The organism is Vagococcus entomophilus (genome assembly GCF_003987595.1).
GTDB lineage: Bacteria > Bacillota > Bacilli > Lactobacillales > Vagococcaceae > Vagococcus_E > Vagococcus_E entomophilus.
In genome coordinates this window covers 52,658-75,715 of record NZ_NGJZ01000005.1, presented here as the reverse complement: position 1 = coordinate 75,715, position 23,058 = coordinate 52,658, and the positions used below count along the sequence as shown (strand labels likewise).

The 23,058-nt window shown below is 38.3% G+C and carries 19 protein-coding genes and 1 riboswitch; of the genes, 2 read left to right on the top strand and 17 right to left on the bottom strand.

The window, feature by feature from the left end; genetic code table 11:
* Window positions 1-318: 318 nt before the first annotated feature.
* Entirely contained in the window at window positions 319-2,940 is a 2,622-nt protein-coding gene (gene mgtA, locus CBF30_RS11590; RefSeq protein WP_126827040.1) for a magnesium-translocating P-type ATPase, read from the bottom strand.
* Between the two features lie 233 nt (window positions 2,941-3,173).
* Window positions 3,174-3,358, bottom strand: a riboswitch (M-box (ykoK) riboswitch).
* A gap of 69 nt (window positions 3,359-3,427) precedes the next feature.
* Window positions 3,428-4,849, bottom strand: a complete 1,422-nt coding sequence (locus CBF30_RS11585) for an aminotransferase-like domain-containing protein (RefSeq protein WP_126827036.1) — start codon at window positions 4,847-4,849, stop codon at window positions 3,428-3,430.
* Window positions 4,850-4,968: 119 nt separating this feature from the next.
* Here CBF30_RS11585 and thiD point away from each other — a divergent pair, with 119 nt between their 5' ends.
* The gene (gene thiD, locus CBF30_RS11580; protein ID WP_126827033.1) at window positions 4,969-5,829 is read left to right on the top strand and encodes a bifunctional hydroxymethylpyrimidine kinase/phosphomethylpyrimidine kinase; all 861 of its coding nucleotides are present in this window, start codon (window positions 4,969-4,971) and stop codon (window positions 5,827-5,829) included.
* Window positions 5,807-6,364: an ECF transporter S component gene (locus tag CBF30_RS11575; RefSeq protein WP_126827028.1), complete on the top strand. Its 558-nt coding sequence runs from the start codon at window positions 5,807-5,809 to the stop codon at window positions 6,362-6,364. Before thiD ends, CBF30_RS11575 begins: the two co-directional genes overlap by 23 nt.
* A 75-nt stretch (window positions 6,365-6,439) precedes the next feature.
* Here CBF30_RS11575 and CBF30_RS11570 read toward each other — a convergent pair whose 3' ends face one another.
* The 15 genes from CBF30_RS11570 to purS form a co-directional block, all read right to left on the bottom strand.
* The gene (locus tag CBF30_RS11570; protein WP_126827024.1) at window positions 6,440-7,387 is read right to left on the bottom strand and encodes a permease prefix domain 1-containing protein; all 948 of its coding nucleotides are present in this window, start codon (window positions 7,385-7,387) and stop codon (window positions 6,440-6,442) included.
* Window positions 7,371-7,715, bottom strand: coding sequence for a PadR family transcriptional regulator (locus CBF30_RS11565; RefSeq protein ID WP_126827019.1), 345 nt, complete (start codon window positions 7,713-7,715; stop codon window positions 7,371-7,373). The genes CBF30_RS11570 and CBF30_RS11565 overlap by 17 nt, the downstream gene beginning before the upstream one ends.
* A gap of 191 nt (window positions 7,716-7,906) precedes the next feature.
* Window positions 7,907-10,180, bottom strand: coding sequence for a 5'-nucleotidase C-terminal domain-containing protein (locus CBF30_RS11560; protein WP_170169017.1), 2,274 nt, complete (start codon window positions 10,178-10,180; stop codon window positions 7,907-7,909).
* Between the two features lie 189 nt (window positions 10,181-10,369).
* On the bottom strand, window positions 10,370-11,347 hold the full coding sequence (gene guaC / locus CBF30_RS11555; protein ID WP_126827014.1) for a GMP reductase: 978 nt from the start codon (window positions 11,345-11,347) through the stop codon (window positions 10,370-10,372).
* A gap of 216 nt (window positions 11,348-11,563) precedes the next feature.
* Window positions 11,564-12,322, bottom strand: coding sequence for a hypothetical protein (locus tag CBF30_RS11550; RefSeq protein ID WP_126827011.1), 759 nt, complete (start codon window positions 12,320-12,322; stop codon window positions 11,564-11,566).
* 13 nt (window positions 12,323-12,335) lie between these two features.
* Complete coding sequence (locus tag CBF30_RS11545) at window positions 12,336-13,211, bottom strand: ABC transporter ATP-binding protein (protein ID WP_126827007.1); 876 nt, start codon at window positions 13,209-13,211, stop codon at window positions 12,336-12,338.
* 84 nt (window positions 13,212-13,295) lie between these two features.
* On the bottom strand, window positions 13,296-13,943 hold the full coding sequence (locus CBF30_RS11540) for a GntR family transcriptional regulator (protein WP_126827003.1): 648 nt from the start codon (window positions 13,941-13,943) through the stop codon (window positions 13,296-13,298).
* Window positions 13,915-15,231 carry a phosphoribosylamine--glycine ligase gene (gene purD / locus CBF30_RS11535; protein ID WP_126827000.1) on the bottom strand — a complete coding sequence of 439 codons (1,317 nt, stop codon included), beginning with the start codon at window positions 15,229-15,231 and terminating at the stop codon, window positions 13,915-13,917. The genes CBF30_RS11540 and purD overlap by 29 nt, the downstream gene beginning before the upstream one ends.
* 26 nt (window positions 15,232-15,257) lie before the next feature.
* The gene (gene purH / locus CBF30_RS11530; RefSeq protein ID WP_126826997.1) at window positions 15,258-16,799 is read right to left on the bottom strand and encodes a bifunctional phosphoribosylaminoimidazolecarboxamide formyltransferase/IMP cyclohydrolase; all 1,542 of its coding nucleotides are present in this window, start codon (window positions 16,797-16,799) and stop codon (window positions 15,258-15,260) included.
* Window positions 16,796-17,383, bottom strand: coding sequence for a phosphoribosylglycinamide formyltransferase (gene purN, locus CBF30_RS11525; protein WP_126827132.1), 588 nt, complete (start codon window positions 17,381-17,383; stop codon window positions 16,796-16,798). The genes purH and purN overlap by 4 nt, the downstream gene beginning before the upstream one ends.
* Window positions 17,380-18,429 (bottom strand): phosphoribosylformylglycinamidine cyclo-ligase, encoded by a 1,050-nt coding sequence (gene purM, locus CBF30_RS11520; protein WP_126826993.1) that lies wholly within the window; start codon window positions 18,427-18,429, stop codon window positions 17,380-17,382. The genes purN and purM overlap by 4 nt, the downstream gene beginning before the upstream one ends.
* Window positions 18,429-19,910, bottom strand: a complete 1,482-nt coding sequence (purF, locus tag CBF30_RS11515) for an amidophosphoribosyltransferase (RefSeq protein WP_126826990.1) — start codon at window positions 19,908-19,910, stop codon at window positions 18,429-18,431. Before purF ends, purM begins: the two co-directional genes overlap by 1 nt.
* On the bottom strand, window positions 19,886-22,111 hold the full coding sequence (gene purL / locus CBF30_RS11510; protein ID WP_126826987.1) for a phosphoribosylformylglycinamidine synthase subunit PurL: 2,226 nt from the start codon (window positions 22,109-22,111) through the stop codon (window positions 19,886-19,888). The genes purF and purL overlap by 25 nt, the downstream gene beginning before the upstream one ends.
* On the bottom strand, window positions 22,108-22,788 hold the full coding sequence (gene purQ / locus CBF30_RS11505; protein WP_126826984.1) for a phosphoribosylformylglycinamidine synthase subunit PurQ: 681 nt from the start codon (window positions 22,786-22,788) through the stop codon (window positions 22,108-22,110). Before purQ ends, purL begins: the two co-directional genes overlap by 4 nt.
* Window positions 22,789-23,037 (bottom strand): phosphoribosylformylglycinamidine synthase subunit PurS, encoded by a 249-nt coding sequence (gene purS, locus CBF30_RS11500; RefSeq protein ID WP_126826981.1) that lies wholly within the window; start codon window positions 23,035-23,037, stop codon window positions 22,789-22,791.
* Window positions 23,038-23,058 lie beyond the last annotated feature (21 nt).

Here is a 23,058-nt window from a genome sequence, read left to right as displayed (position 1 = left end):
GTGTTATTACCAAGCTATTCTCTATTTTATTAGACTTTAAAAGTGAATTTTTTCACTAATTTTTACGTTATCATTCCTTTCATTTCATTTCATGAAAATGACGCATCTGTTACATTTTTAAATTTGATCTGTTGTATAATACTTTTGAAATCATTCATATTTTTTAAAATTCACTTTTACTATGATATCAGTACAAAATTTCCTTTGATCTCTTGCCTCACAAAAAAAACAGAACTCGCGACAATCCTTACTGGATTTTAGCGAATTCTGTTTTTCTTCTATTATTCATTTCAGCAGTAGAAATTTTTCACAAAGTTTTTACAACCACTCACGATTCAGACGGATATAAAGATGTTTAACTCCTTCTAAAACAACTACATATGTCGCTACAATTCCGACTAACCAAAACCAGTAATTTTTCGGAACACTTTGAAATTCAAATAAGTTTCTAAGCGGGGTCGCTACAATTAAAATTCCTGTACAAATTGCTCCAAGTGTAGAAAGTACCACTGGTAAGCTTGCACGACTTTGAATAAATGGTAATTTTCTCGTACGTACAATGTGTACAATAAGCGTTTGGCTAATCAAGCCAACTAAAAACCAACCCGTTTGAAATAAACTGGAGCTTGCTAACGTATTGGCATGGAAAACAAACCATAATACAAGGAACGTTATCACATCAAAAATACTACTTACAGGACCTAAACATAGCGTAAACTTGACTAAGCCTTTAGTAGCCCATTTTACCGGTAATCTGGTTTCTTCTTCATCCACATTGTCCCAAGGTATCGTCAATTGTGCCATATCATAAATTAAATTTTGAATAAGTAATTGGATGGAAAGCATTGGCAAAAAGGGTAAAAAGGCACTCGCAATAAGAACTGAAAATACATTACCAAAATTAGAGCTAATAGTAATTTTGATGTATTTCATCATATTACTAAAAACTTTACGCCCTTCGATAATACCATCTTCTAAAACATTCAAACTCTTTTGTAGCAAGATAATTGAGCTTGCATCTTTTGTAATGTCTGCTGCTGTATCAACTGAGATACCCACATCTGCTTTTCTAAGCGCAGGGGCATCATTTATTCCATCTCCCATAAAGCCTACACTATGACCATTTTTTTGCAGGAGCTCGATAATACGTGATTTTTGCATGGGATCTAGCTTTGCAAACAAATTAACGTCTTCAATTTTTTTAGTTAACTCTTCATCTGTCATTTCGGCAATTTGTACTCCTGTTAGAACTTCATCCACTTCAATTCCAACATCTGCACAAACCTTGCGTGAAACTATTTCATTATCACCTGTTAAAACTTTAACCTTTACACCGTGTTGGTGCAAAGAAGCAATCGCCGTTTTGGCAGATTGTTTTGCGGGATCTAAGAACCCAACAAAGCCGAGCAAGACCATCTGAGATTCATCGCTAACCGAATAGTTGGCATCCATTCTTGCATCTTGTTTGTATGCAACTGCGATTACACGCATTCCAGCTTGGTTCATTTTTATATTTACCTCACGCATTTCGTTTCGAAGCTCGTCCGTCAACGGAACTTTCTCTCCGTTAATTTCGGCATAATGGCAAACTTTTTCCATCTCTTCCACTGCGCCTTTAGTGATCATTAATTGATGCCCATCTGCTTTTAAGACAACTGTCAGCCTTCTTCTAGAAAAATCAAAAGGAATCTCATCTACTTTTTCCACTGAATCAAAAGGCTTTTGATGTTCATTTTTATTAAAAAAGTTCAGCACTGCATGATCCATTAGATTCTTCCAACCTGTTTGATAGTTAGAATTTAAATAAGCCATTTCCAGAACACGTTTATTATCTTCACCTAATGGGTTGACATGTTCTACAAGTACCACACGATCTTCGGTGATGGTACCTGTTTTATCCGTACAAAGAATATCCATCCCACCTAAGTTTTGAATAGCACTTAATTCTTTCACGATTACGTCTTTTTTTGCCAAAGAAATGGCTCCTTTTGCCATATTGCTTGTCACAATCATCGGCAGCATTTCAGGTGTTAGTCCCACTGCAACAGCGATTGCAAAGAAGAAAGCCTCCATCCAATCCCCTTTTGTAATACCGTTTAGTAAAAAAACAACCGGAAACAAGACTAAAACCATGCGTAATAAAACCTTGCTCACTTGATTCATTCCGACATCAAAAGCTGTATGTCCTCTTTTTTGGGTAGCTGTTTTGGCAATGTCTCCAAAGAATGTTTGTTGTCCTGTTTTTAGAATAATAGCCTTTCCTTGTCCACTGAGCACATCTGTCCCCATAAAAACTAAATTTTGTTGTTCAATAGCTGTACTCGCTTCATCCTTTGAAGTATCCGCACTTGTATGCACAAACTTTTCAACTGGCATGGATTCCCCTGTTAAAGAAGCTTGATTCACAAATAAATCTTTGGTCCAAATCAAAACAGCATCTGCTGGAATCATATCACCTGTAGATAATGTCACTATATCTCCTGGTACAACTTCATCCATTGGTATTTCAACTGTCTGACCTTCTCTGGTTACGGCACAAGTATTTTCAATCATTTCTTTTAAAGCAAGACTTGCCTTTTGTGAACGATATTCTTGTACAAAACGAATAATCACACTAAATAAAATCATTATTCCCATAACGCAAGCGGCTGAAAAGTCTTTTGTTACAATCGAAACAAACATTAAAAGTGCCAACACATACACAAAGGTATCCTCAAATGATTTTACAAACAATAACCAAGCTGGCGTTGGCTTTTGCGTGCTGACTTCATTTGGTCCAAATTCTTCAAATCTTGTCCGTGCATCCTCATTGGTCAAGCCTTGATCTGAGGTACGTAATTCCATCATCAATTCGCGCTCACTGAGTAAGGCTAATTTTTTTAATGCTTGTTCTTTTTTTCCAGCATTTTTTGGTTGTACAACATTCATTTTCTTTTTCATTTTTATCTTTCCTCGCTTTCAATTCATGTGCGAAAAAAAATAACAACTATTTTCGTGAAACTGGTGGGAAAATAGCGTCCATTTTCCTTCGCCTATGGTAACTTCCGGGGTCACCAGTTTCAGCAGCATCTTTCATCATTTTCCCCATTTTCCTCACCCTTTCTTCAAAAAATTTCGAATAAAAAAGCACCCTCAACAAAGAGAGTGCTAAATATTAGTCATAATAGCCAATACAGAGTATCCCCACGTTGAGTTTTAGCACTATATGGCGTAGAAAATTCTTCAGCTACATTAAGAAAAGCCTTAATCCGACGATTCCTGCTAACCCAGTATCACTTGATACATGTACAACTGTCTCTCGATAGTTGTAGGGCAGTAGCGTATTTCCATATAGGAGCCTCACCTAACAGATAAGTTATTCGATTCGTTTATAGTTTAAATCCATTTATGAAAATTGTCAAGAAAAGTTCTAATTAGTATACATTTTTTATTCGAGTCTTCGTATGACTTCAACAACTACCTGAGCTTGTTCTGCCGGAATACGAGCAAAATTTAGCCGGATTGCTACACTTTTTGAGCCAACCATCCCCGCTGTTAGGACTAAAAGATTTTGGTCTGTTAGTTGTCGTAATTTTTTGGAATCGAGATTTTGGTCTTGATTTTCTAACCACAGGTAATAGCCCCCTTGTGGTCTTACATAGTTCCAACTTTTGCCTAACTTTCTGTCAATCTCACTCATCAAAGCTTGACATCTAATGTCTAACTCTTCTCTCAAATTTATTATTTTTTGGGGGTATGCTTGACTCTCTAAGGCATTTAAAGCCAAGACTTGAGGAAATATGCTCAAAGAAAAATCCATTTCCTTACGTGCTTTAGCCAGCTGATCTAACACTTTTGCTGGTGCACTGACCCAGCCAATTTTGGTAGTGGAGCCTAATTCTTTGGATAGCGAACCAATGTAAACCACATTCTCAGGATCTAATTTTTTTATTGTGGGTATCTTAGGGGTAGCTGGAAAAGAAAGCTCTCCAAAAACATCATCTTCTACAATTGGAAGTTGATAATGTTGGCAAATTTTTACCAATGCTTTTCTCCTAGCTAAGCTCATCACTCGTCCAGTTGGATTTTGAAAGGTCGGATTAACAAAAATCATTTTGATTTTTTTTCGCATAATAACCTGTTCTAATTTTTCGACTATCATTCCCTCTGCGTCCATCTCTATTCCGTATAGGCGAATACCTGCCGCTTGAAATAGTGGCAATCCATAAAAAAAGGAAGGATCTTCAATTGCGACAGCATCCCCTGGCTTTAACAAAACTTGAGTAATTAAGTAAAGAGCTTGTTGCGCCCCAGAAGTAAGCAGTAACTGCTCTGAGGTAAGTGGTAGCTCTTGTTCCTTCTGAATTTTCCAAGCGATTTTTTTTCTCAAAGGTCGGTAGCCTAAATCATCTTGGTACTCTTCTTCCTTTAAAAATTCCTTCCACGATATAGATGGTAAATCAATCGAAGGAACTAAATCAAATGGCAGTTCTCCGGTATACGCATCAATTAAATTTGAAGATTTTGTTTGTAATTTTTTTTTGATTTTTTCCAACTCATTTGTAGAATTATCAAAGTTGTCAAAAGAGAGATATTGACGCCAATCCACTTGAGTTCCAGTAAAAATCCCCCACTTTCCATCATTGACCAGTGTGCCACTTCCTCTTTTTCTAACAATCACACCGATTGATACAAGCTCATCTAACGCATGAACCACTGTTGAGCGATTGATTTTTAATTCTTCCGCTAATTTACGTTCAGACGGCAACCGTTCTCCCGGTAGGAGCTGTCCATCTTTGATTTTTTGCATGATCAAGTCAGCAATACTTCGATATAAAGGAATCCCTTTTTCTTTTTTTATTTCCCACATAGCTTTTTCCTTTCACGAAAATTGGATGAGTTAAAAATATACCAATTGGCTCTTTTTGTCAAAAATAATTTGTCATATTATAAGAATAAATTAATTAAGATAGAATCGAGGGTATACGTATGATAAGAAAAACACTAACAATTGCTGGCTCTGACTCAAGTGGCGGTGCTGGATTGCAAGCTGATTTAAAAACCTTTGAAGAATTTGGCGTCTTTGGCTTTTGTGCGATTACAAGTATTGTAACCATGGATCCTGAAAACGATTGGTCACATACAGTTACTCCTTTGGATGAGACTTTGCTTGAGAAGCAATTAGACACCATTTTCAGTACTTCTATAGATGCAGTGAAAACAGGGATGCTTGGCAGTGTAGCAATGATTAAGCAGATTCACCAAACACTTCTAAATGAAAAAGTTCCTTTTATCGTGATTGATCCTGTCATTGCCTGCAAAGGGACAAATGAATTGTTGCAACCCGAAAATGTTGATGCACTAAAAACCTATTTGCTTCCCTTAGCCACGATTACCACTCCAAATTTAGTTGAGGCTGGAATCTTATCAGGTTTAGGCGAACTAACTAGTGTGGAAGACATGAAAGAAGCTGCTAAAATCATTTACGCGTTGGGTCCTAAATATGTTGTGGTCAAAGGAGGGCGTCGTTTAAAAACTAAAAATGCTGTAGATGTTTTTTATGATGGGGAAACTTTTACCATCTTAGAAAGCCCACAAATAGAGACTGCTTACAATCACGGTGCTGGCTGTACTTTCGCTGCAGCTATTACAGCAGGACTTGCGAAAGGGCTTGTTCCTAAAGCAGCGGTCCTTTTGGCAAAAGAATTTGTATTTGCTGCAATTGAAAATGGAGTACAAATCAATCCTTATTTAGGTCATGTTTGGCACGGGTCCTACTCAAAAGCAGAACATCGGATTCTGCCAAATAATTTAAGGGGGACTGACTATGAAGCAACAGACAACAACTAAAGACCTTGTCTTCGTCGCACTGTTTGCCGCTCTGACCGTCATCGGTACCAGTATTAGAATTCCAATGCCTGCCGCAATTGGTAATCCTTTCGTTCATTTGGGCAACTCTGTCCTTTTACTTGCTGTCCTCCTTATCGGCTATAAAAAAGGAGCTCTGGCAGGCGGTTTAGGCTTTGCTATTTTTGATATTTTAAATGGTTTTGCACTTGAAGCTCCCTATTTTCTCTTGGAGGCTTTTGTTGTTGGGGGAGTTGCTTCGTTGGTTTTGCACCGGATAACCTCTCAAAAAACAACCTCTACTCAAATCCTCATTGTGGCTCTTTTTGCTAGCTTAGCAAAGTTAATCATGACGTTCCTTAAGGGTATCGTTATGGTGATGCTTACAGGTGTCTCTTTGTATCCCGCACTACTTGCTTCTAGTAGTTCATTATTTGCCACGGTCATCAACTGCTTAACCACTATTATCGTAGTCACAATTGCTTATAGGCCTTTAAAGAAAATCATGGAACGTTTCACCCTGCAAAAATCTTTATAAAACATTTACTCCTAATCTCACCGTTTTTTTGCTAATAAAAGCCTAGGACACAACTTGCGAGTTGTGCCCTAAGCTCTATTTTTTTATCATATTCCCAATTGCCGAAGCAAGAATAAAAATCAGCCAACTGTATGCCCACGAATGAAAAAGAAAACTAGTTAAAAAATAAAGAACAAGCACTAATGACCAATAAGAGCCACTCCAATAGTACTGGCTTTTCTTTTGATGTTGTTCATTTTGTGTTGACTCACTAACTCTTGCATTTTCTAAAATAAGAGTAAAGCTTCCCATAACGTTACCAACATAGATAAATAAAAAAATTGCAGCTGAATTAATCACTAATAACAGACTAGTGGCGAAAAGAACTTGTCTATCATTATCCAAACCTAAAGCTAAAAAGGCAAGAAGCGGAACCACTGACAAGATACACAATCCAACACCAAATGTCAGGCTGAATTTGTAAGATTTTTCATAAGCTTGTTTGCTGTACTCGACCTCTTCTATTGTGTCATAGGAACAAACAAACTCGTGCTCGACAACATCAAAGTCTCTCATCTGCATCCCAAACCAAATGAAACAGCCTACACCTACTGCAACAAAGAGAAACATTGGGATCGTACCGCTCAACACAACAGCCTCTCCTTCTCCAAAAAGGCTCATTATTAAAAGTAACATTGCTACTCCAATTATACAGCACACCACACCCATACCGACACCAAAGCCCAAGCGCTTACGCATTTCTAAATATCTAGTAACAAACGTATCTGCTAACACAGGAAGCATCCCTTTTTGTTTGATTGGTGTTTCTGCAACTGAATCATCCATTTCTTCTAATAATTCATCAATATTGCCGAACTCCGCAATAACTTGTCCAATCGCCTCATTTTCACTCTTTCCCTCTGCTCTTAAATCATGATATTTATCTTCCATATTCGCTTGAAGATCCTCTTTTATTTTCTCCATTTCAAGTGTTTTTGGTAAGTTAATAAACAATGTTTCAATGTACTCATTTAACGTTTTCATCACAAATTCCCCCTCTAAATTGATCTACCACAGTTTTGGTTAATAGCCATTCTTCACATTTATCTAAATAATATTGGAGCCCTTTGGCAGTTAATTTATAATATGTCCTTTTTTTCCCATGTGTTTCTTTTCCAGGGTAAGCGCTAATATAACCATTTTTTTGTAATCTAGAAAAAGCCGAATACAACGTTGTCTCTTTAATTGTATAGAGTTTATTCGAGCGTTCATGAATTTTTTTTGAAATCTCATAACCATAAGAATCTCCCTCCGTTAAGGTAAAAAGGATCATCATATCATTATAGCCACGTATCACATCACTACTTATCATCCTGACACCTCTTTTACTACGACATATGTACTACGTCTATCGTAGTACTAAATTACCACAATTACTACGATGAATCAAGTAATAAAAAAAAGAACGTGTATAAAGGAACAATTATTCCTCATACACATTCTCCAAAAGTGACGTGTTTGTACCAACTTATCCCTTTATTCTACAACTCGTTACAAGAAAAATCAGTTATTCTCAAGTGTCTTTTTCCTCTTGAGCGTAACCACTGTGAAAGCTATCAAACTTAACGCTCCCCAAGCACCCAACATTGTAGACTCTTTTTCCCCCGTCTGAGGTAGTTTGCCTGATGTCGTATTTTTCGTTGGCATGTTTGAATTAATCTTGCTCGATGAATTTGTGGTAGAAAGTGAAGCAGAACCCACGGGTGCACTAGTCGCTGAACTAGCTGTCAAAACGGGTTGGACAATTTGTTTTGTTTGCCAACTATTGCCTTTTAGATCCGTAACTTTCAATGTTACTTCTGCACCAACAATTACTTGCTCTTGACTAAGCGGAACTGTAAATTCTCCATTTTCATTGGCAACAGCCGTTGTACTAATTCCTTTCAAGGTAGCCGTTACTGACGCACCCGCAACTGTTTTTCCACTTAAATCCGGAGCCCCTGCGTACAGTGGATTAATGGTTGTTTTATTTTGGATCATTTCAATCGCAGCTTGATTTGCAGCAGCGATATCTGCTTTGGAAAGATACGTTTTGCGTCCTTCAATTTTGGCATCCACCGTTTTTTTCTCAGACTCTACTTTTTTTATATATTGAACAAACGTTTCCGTATCTGAATCAATTGCTCCAATAAGCTTGGCTTGGGTAAAGCCACTAAACCCATCGCCTCCCCCATACAGAAAATCATTGATGACTACTTGATAGGTTTGTGTGTCAGAAAGGGGCGTACCATCTGCTTTCGTTACAGTGAATAATTGATGTGCATTTGCCGAAGAATCACCATCCGTATAACTCATCTTCAAACCAGACATCTGCAAAAAGTACGTTTCATTAAGCTCAAATTGTTGCGCCAACACCTGTTTGATTTGGGTACCGGTCATTTCTACTACTTGTAAAATATTGCCAAAAGGCTGGACATTTTGAGCTGCACCCCATGTGATTCCTTTGTCTGCTCTAACTGCTAAATCAGAACGAATCCCTCCATTATTTGTTAGTGCAAAGTCAGCGTTAAACCCTGCTGCTCTGGCCATTGCAACTTGGGCATCAGTAACTAAATTTCCCAATGCAGATTCTTTATCAGCATTTACTTCTCGACTAACTGATTCTGCCGTTTCAGCTGTGCCTATTTTTTCTTCTGTGACAGTTTGGACTCGTGCCGAAGCGTCAGTGACAATCGCTTGAACATCGGCATCAGGTTGGACGCTTCCATTAGCAAGTACCGGAGTCACATTCGCTTGTGGCACTTTAACAAAATCTTTGGTTGAACTATCTAGCTCGCCGGTTACATCGATATAGGCTTTTCCTTGCGAAGTACTTTGAACAATGCGCGTATTGCCTACTATTCCATTGGTATATTCATGATTGTGTCCTGCAAAGAAAATGTCCACACTATTTTCTGGATCACTCGTATTTACTTTTTCCATAATTGTGGCAGCTTTTTCACTTACCACACCGTTACTACTTTTAGAAGGATCATGTGCTAACACGACGATTGCTTGAACCCCTTGTGTTCGCAACTCTTTTTCATAACGAACGACGGTCTCTGCTTCATCCAAAAAATTGTACGCTTCGTGATATTTTTTTAAAACTAAATTTGGAACATCTGTTGTCACAACTCCAATAAAGCCTACTTTAACAGTTTGACCATTTTTACTCACTTCTTTAATGGTATAAGGCTGCCAGCCATTTGGAACTTTTCCGTCTGATTTATTTTCAACATTCGCAATGACAATTTCTTGTTTTGCCGCTTCCTGAGGATAGTCTTGCGTAATTTGATTGAATTTTCCAGCAGACGGTGCCTCTGCTTTTAATATTCGCGAAAATTCATCCAGTCCTTCATCAAATTCATGGTTTCCAAGGGTTCCCACATCTATTTTCATTTGGTTCATAATTTTGATTGTTGGTTCATCTTGTAATAATCCTGAGTTAGCTGGGCTCGCTCCGACCATATCACCTGCTTGAACACGAAAGGTTTGACCACTAGTATTGGTTTGCTTAAACGAATTCTCTGCCTGATTTAAATAGCCTGCTAATAGTGCAGCAGTTCCAGCATTGCTATACTTTTTCCCTTCAATATAAGCAGAACCAGTCGTACTTAGCGCTCCATGAAAGTCATTAATCCCCAAAAATTGGACAGGAATGATTTCTTTTTCAGCTTTTTGTGCTGTATCTGTTGTATCTGTTGTCGTCGCAAAGGTGGTCGTCGCTCCCCCAAGCATTATCCCCGCGATCACACCCCATTTTACTAAACCAATCCACCATTCACTTCTCTTTTTCAATGTTCTCCCCAACTCCCTCTATACGATATACAAAAAGTCTAACATTTCAACCTAAAACTTTCAACATCATTCGTCATTTATTCTTTTTTTTTGTTATTTTATTTTAAAAAAAGAATAGAAACCTTATAAAGCGAACAAAAAAAGATAGAACGAAACCAAATGAAGTTTCGTTCTGTCTTTTTTTAAAACTTAAATTGTATCTCCGTTAAAAATAGAATTTTTAACAATAACGTAATCGACTTTTCGTATCGCTTCTAAATCTTTGCCACCCGCATAAGAAATAGAAGATTGGAGATCTTGTTGCATTTCAATCAATGTATCTGCAAATTTCCCTTTATGCTCGAGCCATATTTTTTTGCCTTCTACATTTTTCTTTTCACCTTTTTGATACTCGGAAGCACTCCCAAAGTATTCTTTATACAAAATACCATTTTCTTCTTTGGTTTCACCTGGAGATTCTTCATGTCCTGCAAATAAAGAACCAATCATCACCATTGTACCTCCAAAGCGAATAGACTTGGCAACATCACCGTTTGTACGGATTCCTCCATCGGCAATAATCGGTTTGCGCGCAGCTTTTGCACACCATCTAAGTGCCGCCAATTGCCAGCCACCAGTACCAAATCCTGTTTTAATTTTTGTAATACAAACTTTCCCAGGCCCAATCCCAACTTTGGTCGCATCGGCTCCCGCATTTTCTAACTCACGTACTGCCTCTGGAGTTCCTACATTTCCTGCAATCACAAAAGAATCTGGCAGATAGCACTTGATATGTTGAATCATTTGAATCACAGCATTTGAATGTCCGTGTGCAATATCTATTGTAATAAACTCTGGTGTTATTTTTTTTGCCGCAAGTTCTTCAATAAAACTATATTCTAATGGCTTTACCCCAACACTAATAGAAGCTATTAGTCCTTTACTTTGCATATTTTTTATAAAGCCTATGCGTTCAGCTTCTTTAAACCGATGCATAATATAGAAATAACCATTACTTGCTAATTTTTCCGCAATTGTTTCATCAATAATTGTTTGCATATTCGCTGGAACCACTGGCAATCTGAACTCATGCCCGCCTAAGCTGACTGTCGTATCGCACTCCGAACGACTCGAAACAATACACTTGTTTGGAATAAGTTGAACATCTTCATAATCAAAAACTTTCATAAAAGTTCCTCCTGTAAGGATTTCCCAATCCATCTCAAAGATAAAAACGAACATTAAGGTCTTCAAAACCATTATTTGTTTCGTTCCAAAGAATAATTTACACTATAAATCCGAATAAATCAAGTTCAAAGTTAAATAAATAAGAACAATAAAAAAGAGCTGCGGGATGAAGCAGCCCACAACTCTCTTTGTCTATTTTTTAATTTTTTATCAACATTACAGAATTTGTTTTTGTAATGTTTTAACACCAATAAATCCAAAAATAAGGATCGTTATAACTGAATAAAGACTTTGAACAAACAGTCTACTTGCATTATCCATAGCATTCGTATTAATAACTTGATTTAAAACACCTGAGACCAAACTAATCAAAATCGAAAATCCAATAAACAGCGAAACAGTTTTATTACTCCCTTTAACCAAAATAGCAGATGCCGTAATAGTCATAAGGCTTGCTAAATAAGAAAAGATCATCATAACAATCAAAGAAAAGCCATCAATTGATTGCAGCCCAGAGAAAATCGAAGATACTCCATCAATAAACTGCTGAACGCCCACTTTTGTTGTGATATCGATAAAAATAATGAGTACAGGAATAATCGTAATGGCAATACTTAACAATACTGTACAGATAATCACTGCCCCAATCTTTGAAAAGAATAGTTTTGTCCGATTCACACCTGAGGCAACCAACATCGCCATGACATTATTTTTATAATCCACAGATATGATGTGAAATGGATAAAGAAACAAAAATAACCAGTTCGCAAAAAGCACAAAAATCGTTACAAATACCATCATTGAAGCAAATGCGCTTGGGATACCATTTGTATCCGTTGTAAAACCATTGACTATGTACATGATGAATAACGTTACAATAATGTTTAGAACAGCTAGAATTGCCGCAGTAATCATATAACTTTTTTCTTTCATAAATTTAAACATTTCCATTTTAAAAATTTGTTTTCCTGTCATTTTTTTACTCCTTCTAATTTAACTTATCTTCTAAAACTTTTACTTTTGATAGTTCATAAATTTCAATTTTTTCTTCTTGTAACGCTTCACGGATTGCAGTCCAGCGCTCATCAGAAATATCAATTTTTAATGAGTCATCCTCATCAGTCTCACTATAGTAATAATTTGCTTGGTCTAATAATTCTGCCAAACGAGCATTGTTCGAAGTACTAATCACACGTACCATTTTTTGCTTTTCTTCGTTAAGATTGATATGATTGATAAGTTTTCCTTGATCAATCACATATACTTCGTCACATAAAGTTTCAAGGTCATTTTGAACATGACTAGATATAATTAGCGTTAAGCCATTCTTAATCAAAGATTTCAAATATTTTTTGAACCAACTGACACTATCAATATCTAGCCCTCTAAACGGTTCATCTAAAATTAAAATCTCAGGTGTATGCATCAACGCAATCAAGAGAATCAATTTCTTTTGCATACCGTAAGAATAAGTCGATACTTTTTTATCAAGTACTCCTTCGAGCTCTAAATCTTGTGCTAATTTCTCTGCTTTTTTCTCATCAACATTGCCTCTTAAACCTGAAAAGTATTGGATATTAAACCATCCAGTACGATTTTTATAAACAGACATACCATCTAAAACGATGCCGACTTTAAGTAACATTTCATTATGTTCTCTAATGTTTTGCCCTTCCAGGGTAATCGTTCCAGTATAGGTTGGAATAATGTTGGTCATACATTTAAATAAGGTCGTTTTCCCTGCACCATTATGCCCCACAATTCCATATGAAATTCCTGAATCAAATGATAACTCGTCAATTGCTAAAACTTCTTGTTGCTTGTACTTCATATTCAAGTGTTCAACTTTAATTTTCGCTTCCATTAATAGACTCCTTCAATTTAATCTAACTTCTCTTTCATTATACATGATAAAAACAAAAAAAGGAGTATAAATTATTACTCCTTGTCAATACTCTACAATCTCAAGCATAATATTGTTCATCATAATTCTTACTTCTTTTCTGGCCTCGGCATATTCTTGCTTTTTACAAAAAGTAAGGACACTTCTCAGACTAGAAATCAAAATCTTATGAAAGAAAATTTCTCCAAACTTATCTCTGAACTCAATCTCTAGTACTTCCGATACTAGCTGTAACGCTAACGTATAATAATAGTGATTCGGATTACTCTTAAAAAAATATTTGGCAAATAACTTTTCTAAGCGTACCAGCATGTCATTGTTTCTTGTCGTCTGCCATTCTTGTTCTAATTGAGCAACGATGTCATATAAATAGTCATAAGGCAATACATAATACTTGGATTCCACTTGAAAAATATAATTGCCAATCAGGAGCTCCACTACTTGTAACCGGTCCACATACTCTTTCTTGGTCAGTTTTCTCTGTGCAACAAGCGCTCCTTTGTAGGGAACATTTTTCAAATACTTTTCGTCCACTAGCTGATGGATTGCACTGCGTATAGGAGAGCGACTAATCTTAAGCGTATCAGAAATTTCTTGTTCGACTATCTTTTTCATAGGAGGCCATTCACCAGAAATAATCTTATCTCGAATATAGTCATAAGCTTTAATTTCCGCTGTATTTTTCCTTACCATCTTTATCACAACCTGTATGTTTATAGTAGCTCAATGCTCTGTCCCCGATATCAGTTCGGTAAAACATAAACTTATGATCAAGCTTTGTGAGACTATTATATACACGAGTTTGTGCTTCTTTCAATGTTTTTCCGGAAACTTCCACTAAGAATAATCTGCCGCCATTTGCTACTAAGCCCAACGTATCACTACTAACCCCTGCATAATAGACATTCTCATCTGGCTGCCACTCCAACTCAGGAATTAAAAAATCTTTCTCATATCTCTGAGGATAGCCTTTAGCCGCTACCACTACTCCTATGTGAAATCGCTCTTGCTCCCATTCAATAATGGGTTGTTGATCTGTGAGCAGTTCATAGATCACGGTGGCAAAGTCGCTTTTTAACCGTGGTAAAATCACCTGCGTCTCAGGGTCTCCAAACCGTGCGTTAAATTCAATCACTTTAGGTCCATTACTCGTCAAGATTAATCCCGCATATAAAATTCCAGAAAAACTGCGACCTTCACGAACCATTGCACGGGCAGTAGGCTTCACAATGTGCTCCACGGCCTCTTCTATGACTTGTTTTTTGATGTGGGGTACAGGCGAGTAGGCGCCCATTCCTCCTGTATTGGGTCCCTTGTCTCCTTCATAAGCACGTTTATGGTCTTGAGCAATCACCATCGGATATACTTCTTCGCCTCGAACAAATGCAAGTAAAGAAAATTCTTCGCCAACTAAAAATTCCTCTATGACCACTTTCATCCCGCTTTTTCCAAACTTTTCATCGATCAACATCTCTTTTAAGGCAAAGCACGCCTCTTCATAGCTTTCAGCAATAACAACCCCTTTGCCTGCTGCTAAACCATCAGCCTTGATGACAATAGGAAACTGATTTTTCTGGCCAATAAAGGAAACTGCCTCTTCAAAATCAGAGAAGGCCCAGTAGTCTGCTGTAGGGATTGCATATTTTTTTAACAAGTACTTACTGAAAATTTTCGATCCTTCAATGATTGCCGCTGCCTTGTTAGGCCCATACACTTTTAAACCAGCTTGCTGAAAAACATCGACAATTCCTTCAAATAAAGGCAGCTCGGGACCCACAAAAGTAAAATCAAGTTTTTCTTTTTTCGCAAATTCAACCAACAACTCTTGCTGACTTTCATTTATATCAACTAGTTGAATTCCGTCTCTTACCATACCAGGATTTCCCGGCGCACAATATACTTTTGCCACACGGGGACTTTCTAAAAATTTCTTTGCAAGAACATGTTCTCTGCCACCACTACCAATGACTAGTATCTTCATTTTACTTTCTCCTCACTTAAAAATTCTTAGTGTCTAAAATGTCGTACATTAGTAAATAGCATTGTGACACCATATTTATCTGCCATCTCAATTGATTCTTGATCACGAATACTGCCACCTGGTTGAATAATCGCTCGAATTCCTTTTAAAGCTGCATACTCCACACTATCACTCATCGGAAAAAAAGCATCACTTGCAAGGACCGCCCCTATCAAGTTATCTTTTGCTTGCTCGAGTGCAATTTTGACTGATCCAACTCGGTTCATTTGACCTGCCCCTATCCCCAGTGTTTGCGTAGCATTTGTGACAACAATAGCATTGCTTTTAACATATTTTACTGCTTTATAGGCAAATACAAGTGCTTGTTGTTCTTCTTTAGTCGGCTTCCTTTTGGTTACGCAGACCCACTGATCTACCTCTTCCACCAAGCTGTCTTGTTCTTGCACCAACATGCCACCTAGAACCCCTGTTTTTTCCGTTTCGATTGCTTGTTTGTCCTGGGAAAAATCTAACTTGAGTATCCGAACATTTTTTTTCTGCTCTAAACAAGCCAATGCTTCAGCTGTGTAATCTGGTGCGATAATAATCTCCAAAAACAACGCGTGCATTTTTTTTGCAGTTGGCAAGTCAACGGTCCGATTGCACACAACAATTCCACCAAAAATGGAAACTGGATCGGCGGTATACGCCTGTATATAGGCCTCGAAAATGGTTGCTCCTGTTCCAATTCCACAAGGATTCATATGTTTAAGTGCCACAACTGTTGGCTCTACAAATTCTCTGACAATGCGAATTGCTGCGTCCGCGTCACGGATATTATTGTAAGATAATTCCTTTCCATGTAACTGTTTACAGCAAGCAATTGAGTAACTATCTGGTAACACATTTTTATAAAAAGTTGCTTGTTGATGGCTATTTTCTCCGTATCTTAACACCTGTTTACGTTCATACGGAAGTACTAGCAGCTCTGGATTTTTTTCTGCTACGTTATGAGTTAAGTAATTCGCAATAACCGCATCATATGCTGCTGTATGGCGAAAAACTTTTGCCCCAAGTTTTGCTCGAGTTTCGAGTGTGGTTTGCTGATTCTCTAAAAGCTCTTTCGCTACAATAGGATAATCATTGGGATCGACAATTACTGTAACAGAAGCATAATTTTTAGCTGCGCTACGCAACATACTAGGTCCACCAATATCAATATTTTCAATGGCCTCTTCTAAGCCAACTCCTTCTTTTAAAATTGTCTGCTTAAAGGGGTAAAGATTGACACAGACAAAATCAATCAATTGAATATTATGCGCTTGCAAATCGTTGAGATGCGCTGCCTTGTCTCTTCTAGCTAATAACGCACCGTGGATAGCTGGATGCAGCGTTTTAACTCTGCCGTCCATCATTTCAGAAAAACCTGTAATAGACTCAACCGCAGTCGTTTTAATTCCCGATTCTTCTAAATACTGCTTAGTGCCTCCTGTTGAAACAATTTCAATATCTAACTCGCATAAAGTCTTGGCAAATTCGATTAATCCCGTTTTATCTGAAACACTAATCAATGCTTTTCTCTTTGTCATTTTGGATTGTTTCCTTTCATTTTTGTTATTAATTCTAGCACAGTTTTAGGGTAAAGCTCATGCTCTACTTGATGAATCTTTTGTTCCAGTTTCTCAATGGATTCACCTGGTACAATCGAAACAGATTCCTGCGCTAAAATAGGACCTGTATCCACTCCTTCGTCCACTAAATGAACGGTAACACCGGTTTGACAAACACCAGCTTCAAAAGCATCCTTAACCCCCTGTTTACCGGGAAACTGTGGCAGTAGTGAAGGATGAATGTTTAAAATTTTCCCTTGATACTCTTGTAAGAGAGTAGGTCCAATGATTCTCATATAGCCTGCTAGTAAAATTAATTCTACTCCGTATTTTTTTAAATAGGATAAAATCTCTGCTTCATACAGTGCTTTGCTTTGAAAAGCTTTTGGTTCACAAAAGATGCCCGTTATCCCCTGTCTTTTGGCCCTCTCAAGTACAAAAGCATCGGCTTGATCTGTAAGGACAAAACAAATTTTCGCAGCAACTTGGGGATTATGATGTACTTTTAGGACTAGTTGTTCAAAATTTCCGCCATTGCCTGACGCAAAGACGGCCACCTTTATGCATGCTCTTTCATTTTCCAATTCACCCGATCTCCTTCGCCAGCTCGTACCTTTCCGATAAGGTAGCTCTCTTCATGACAACATTCCAGTATCTCTTGCACAAGTTGTACATGATCTGGTGCTACAGCTAACACCATACCGATTCCCATATTAAAAATTTCATACATCTCTTTTGCTTCAAGATGTCCATACGTTTGAAGCAACTCAAAAATAGGTAAAATTGGCCAACTATTAGGGACTAGCTCTGTTATCAGACCTTCAGGTAACATCCGTGGAATATTCTCAACAAATCCACCACCCGTTATGTGTGCCATTCCTTTAATTAAGTGTTTCTCTAGTAAAGGTTTCAAAGCGGAAACATAAATTTTAGTTGGAGTTAAGAGTTCTTCCATTAGCGGTTTGTTTGCAAGTTTCTCGAATGTTTCCGCTCCTGAAAAACCTTGCTCCTCAAAAAAGATCTTTCGGACTAGTGAATACCCATTTGAATGGATACCACTGGACGGTAAACCAATTAAACAATCCCCACTTGCGATTGTTTCTCCCGTCACTAAGTCTTTTTTTTCAGCAGCCCCTACTGCAAAACCTGCCAGATCATATTCGTTTCCTTGATATAGACCAGGCATTTCTGCTGTTTCTCCTCCGATTAACGCGGCATCAGAGGCCATACATCCCTTGGCAACTCCAGCAACTACTTGTTCAAGCAATACGGGATCATTTTTCCCCGTAGCAATATAATCCAAAAAATACAACGGAAGTGCTCCTTGAGCGACGATATCATTGACACACATTGCCACACAATCAATCCCAATTGTATCGTGCTTTTTGGCTTTCATGGCAAGTAATAACTTGGTTCCCACACCATCTGTCCCCGAAACCAACACCGGTTCTTTTAGATGAAGCTGGCTCAAGTCAAAACATCCACCAAAGCCACCAAGTGTGCCCATCGTTCCCAATCGTTGAGTTTTTTGTACATGCTTTTTAATCCGTGATACAACCTCGTATCCAGCCTTTACATCAACCCCAGCTTTGGTATACGCATTTTCCATTAGCTTCGCTCTCCTTTATAAGTTGCTATTAATCCGTTAGTGTTTATTACATCAGGATAGGCTTTCAAAGAAGCAACATACTCTTTTTCGTAGTCAAATAATGGTGTCGGATAGTCCCCATTAAAGTAAGCCATGCATAAGCCTGTATAAGGGGCATCAAACTTCAAGCCAATCGCTTCAATTAGTCCATCCTCGCTTAAAAAACCTAAAGAGTCCGCCTCAATCGTCTCACACATCTGTGAAACTGTCTGCCGAGATGCAATCAGTTCTTCTCTAGTTTGAATATCAATTCCGTAAAAACAAGGGTATTTTAGTGGAGGCGAGGAAATACGAACATGGACTTCTTTTGCCCCTGCTTCTCTTAATAAGCGGACAATCCGCTTGCTCGTCGTTCCACGGACGATAGAATCATCCACCATAATTACTTTTTTGCCCTCGACAACGCCGCGTACGGCGGAGAGTTTCATGCGTACGCCCTGTTCTCTTAACTCTTGAGTGGGCTGGATAAAGGTTCTAGCAATATACTGATTTTTTACCAGCCCCATCTCGTAAGGAATTCCACTTTGCTCTGCGTAACCACTTGCTGCTGACAACGAAGAGTTCGGGACTCCAACTACCATATCTGCCTCAACAGGACATTCCAATGCTAATTTTTTTCCCATTGTTTTTCGTGCTCGATGGACATTGACCCCTGCAATATTAGAATCGGGACGGGCGAAGTAAATATATTCCATTGCACAGATAGCCGGAGTAGTTTGTTCCGTATACTTTTCAATATGATATCCTTCATCATTTACAATGACTAACTCACCTGGTTTAACATCTCTTATAAACGTTGCCCCAACGACATCCAATGCACAAGTTTCGCTGGCAATCACAGTCGCACCATTCTTCATTTGTCCAATCGATAGTGGCCGAAAAGCATACGGGTCAAGGGCTGCAATCATCTGATTTTTATCTAAAAGCAAATAAGCAAAGCCACCCTCAATTTGTTGTAAGCTTTCTTTGACTTTATCAACAACATCTTCTTTCTGACTTTTTCGGATTAAATGCATCAAAATTTCTGTGTCTGAATTTGAATGGAAAATAGCCCCGGATTTTTCTAATTCCCCCCTCAAAGTTTTGGCATTCGTCAAATTGCCATTATGGGCTAGCGCAACTTCTGTATCATAAAATTTAAATAGAAAAGGCTGAATATTATCGACACTGCCATTTCCTGCAGTTGCATACCTCACGTGACCAATAGCAGCGCTCCCTTGCAATCTTTGTAGCTTTTTTTCCTCTTTAAATACTTCTGAAAGCAAGCCCAAATCTCGATGTCCTAGTAGTTTTCCTTGATGACATGATACAATTCCAGCCCCTTCTTGGCCTCTATGTTGCAAGCTGTGTAACCCATAATAAGTTACTTGTGCCGCCTCTTTATGACCATATACCCCAAATACGCCACATTCTTCATTTAGGCTTTTGACTTCATAAGACATGTGATAGCTTCCTCCCATAATTTCTTGCACGTTCCTGTTTCGGCACAGATTTCTCCATCTGTAGCCTGCATATGCAAGATTTGATTATCGGTCACTTTTCCTAAGAAAACCGCTTTATTTTCAAGGACTCTTTCAAATGCTGCTTTTTTATCAGGAGCGATTGAAAATAAAAAGCGTGACTGAGTTTCAGAAAAAAGGTAACTACAAGGAAAATCAACTGTTATCTCGACACCATATTCATTAGGAAATGCTGCTTCAGCAAGCGCAATTGCTAACCCTCCTTCTGATAAATCATGACAGCTTTGAACAAGTCCTGATTGAATCGCTTGTAAACACAACTCTTGATTTTTCTTTTCTATGCTGAAATCTACGTGCTCTAGCGTTCCAGAGATAGTGCCTTGTAAAAGTTTTTGAAGCTCTGAACCACTAAAATCAGCATACGTTTCGCCTAAAAGATAGAGATAATCTCCTGTATGTTTAAACTCTTGTGTGGTAATGTCGCTTGTCTTTTCGATGAGTCCAACCATTCCGATTACCGGAGTTGGATAAATAGCTTGCCCATTTGTTTCATTGTAAAGCGAAACGTTTCCAGAAATAACTGGGGTTTCCAGCAGTTCACATGCTTGAGCAATTCCCGTTGCAGCCTCAGATAATTCCCAAAATCCTTCTGGTTTGTCCGGCGATCCAAAATTCAAACAATCCGTAATCGCAAGTGGCTGTCCTCCGCTTGCCACGATATTTCTTGCCGCTTCACAAACAGCTATTCCACCACCAATTTTAGGATTCAAATATAAGTAGCGACCGTTACAATCTGTGGTTATTGCTAAAGATTTTTCAGTGTCTTTGATTCTAATCACAGCAGCATCACTTCCCGGTCCAACAACAGTATTCGTCAAAACTTGACTATCATATGTTTCAAATATTGAGCGTTTCGAGGCGATGGTAGGTTGTTCTAACAACTGACAAAATATAGTCGTAGCCTCTGTTATTTGTGGATAAAATGGAGGCATCGCTGCAAATTCTTTGATTCTTTTTGGTTCTTTACTTTCTTTGTAATAAACGGGAGCCTCTTCCGCAAGTGCATCTACGGGTAACTTCGCAACTTCTTTTTGTTGGTGATACAACCTATACAGCCCATCATCTGTTACTTCTCCGATTGTTACTGCATCGAGTTCATACTTTTTGAACAATGAAATGACCCGCTCTTCACAACCTCGTTTCACACAAATCAACATTCTTTCTTGCGATTCAGATAGCATCATCTCATAAGGTGTCATATTTGTCTCTCGTTGAGGAACGTGATCCAAATTTAAAATCAACCCGCTTCCGGCTTTTGATGCCATCTCAGCGCTAGAAGACACCAGTCCTGCTGCGCCCATATCCTGTATTCCCACTAGCACATCTGAATATTTTTCAATCAATTCCAAACAAGCCTCGAGTAATAATTTTTCCATAAAGGGATCCCCGACCTGCACCGCTGAGCGCTTTTGCTCTTCCTCCGTATCAAATTCCTCTGAAGCGAATGTTGCCCCGTGGATTCCATCACGTCCCGTTTTTGCTCCAACATACATAATATGATTTCCCACACCTTTAGCTTGTCCCTTTTGAATATTTTTGTGTTCGATTAAGCCCACACACATCGCATTCACAAGTGGATTTCCTTCATAACAAGCATCAAAAGCAACTTCTCCTCCTACAGTTGGGATGCCAATACAATTGCCATAACCACTAATCCCTGCCACAATCTCTTCGAGTAAGTACTTAGTTCTAGCAGTGGTTAATTCGCCAAAGCGCAAAGAATCTAATAAGGCAATGGGACGCGCACCCATACTAAATATGTCTCGAATAATCCCACCAACACCTGTTGCCGCACCTTCATACGGTTCAACTGCAGAAGGATGATTGTGACTTTCAGCTTTAAAAACAACCGCCAAATCATCTCCTATGTCTACAATCCCCGCTCCTTCGCCTGGCCCTTGCAAAACTTGTGGTCCATTTGTTGGGAACTTTTTCAGTATTGGCTTTGAATTTTTATAGGAGCAATGCTCACTCCACATAACAGAAAACAAACCTGTTTCCGTATAGTTAGGCAAGCGCTCTATTATTTTTTGAATCAGTTGGTATTCTAATGTGCTTAATCCCCATTGTTTATATAATTGTTTTTCCTTGATTTCTTGTGGTGTAGGTTCGACTTGAGTCATTGTTTCGCCTTCTTCCTAGTATGATTAATTACGGATTGAAACAAGCGCAAACCATCATCTGATCCAAGCAATTGCTCCATTGCTCTTTCTGGGTGAGGCATCATCCCTAAGACATTGCCACGTTTATTCGTGATGCCTGCAATTTGCTCAATACTACCGTTAGGATTTTCATCAGAATAGGTAAATACAATCTGATGATTCTCTTTTAGTTTGACTAAAGTTTGTGCATCACACTTATAATTCCCCTCACCATGCGCAATTGGAAGTAAGATTTCTTCTTGTTCCAAGTATTCACGAGTAAACACTGTCTGGTTATTTTGAACCCTCAATTTGACTGACTTACAAATGAACTTTAACGAATCATTTCGAATCAGCGCACCTGGAAGTAATCCTGCTTCAATTAAAATTTGAAAACCATTACACGTTCCAAAAACTGGTTTGCCTTCTTTAGCGAAGCGAATGACCTCCGGCATGATTTTTGAAAAGCGTGCAATTGCTCCACACCTAAGGTAATCTCCATACGAAAAACCACCTGGCAAAAAGACTCCTGCATATCCCGTTAGACTCGTTGCATCGTGGCGAACGTACTCAGCCTCTTGGCCCAAAACATTTTTTAAAGCCCAGAGCAAGTCTGCATCACAATTAGATCCTGGGAAAACAATGACAGCAAATTTCATTTATTTTTCCTCCACAATTTCGTAACGATAGCTTTCCATATTGACATTTGCTAACAATTTATCACAAATTTCATTGACCTGTTTCTCAATATCCGCATCACTTTTTGACAGTTTCATTTCAAAATACTTGCCAATCCGTACTTCTTCAACTGCTAGATAGCCGAGACGATGAATAGCGCCTTTAACCGCTTCACCTTGAGGATCCAAAATCGAATCCTTATACATCACATACACTTTTACTAGATACATTTCCTTGACTCCTTTTCTATT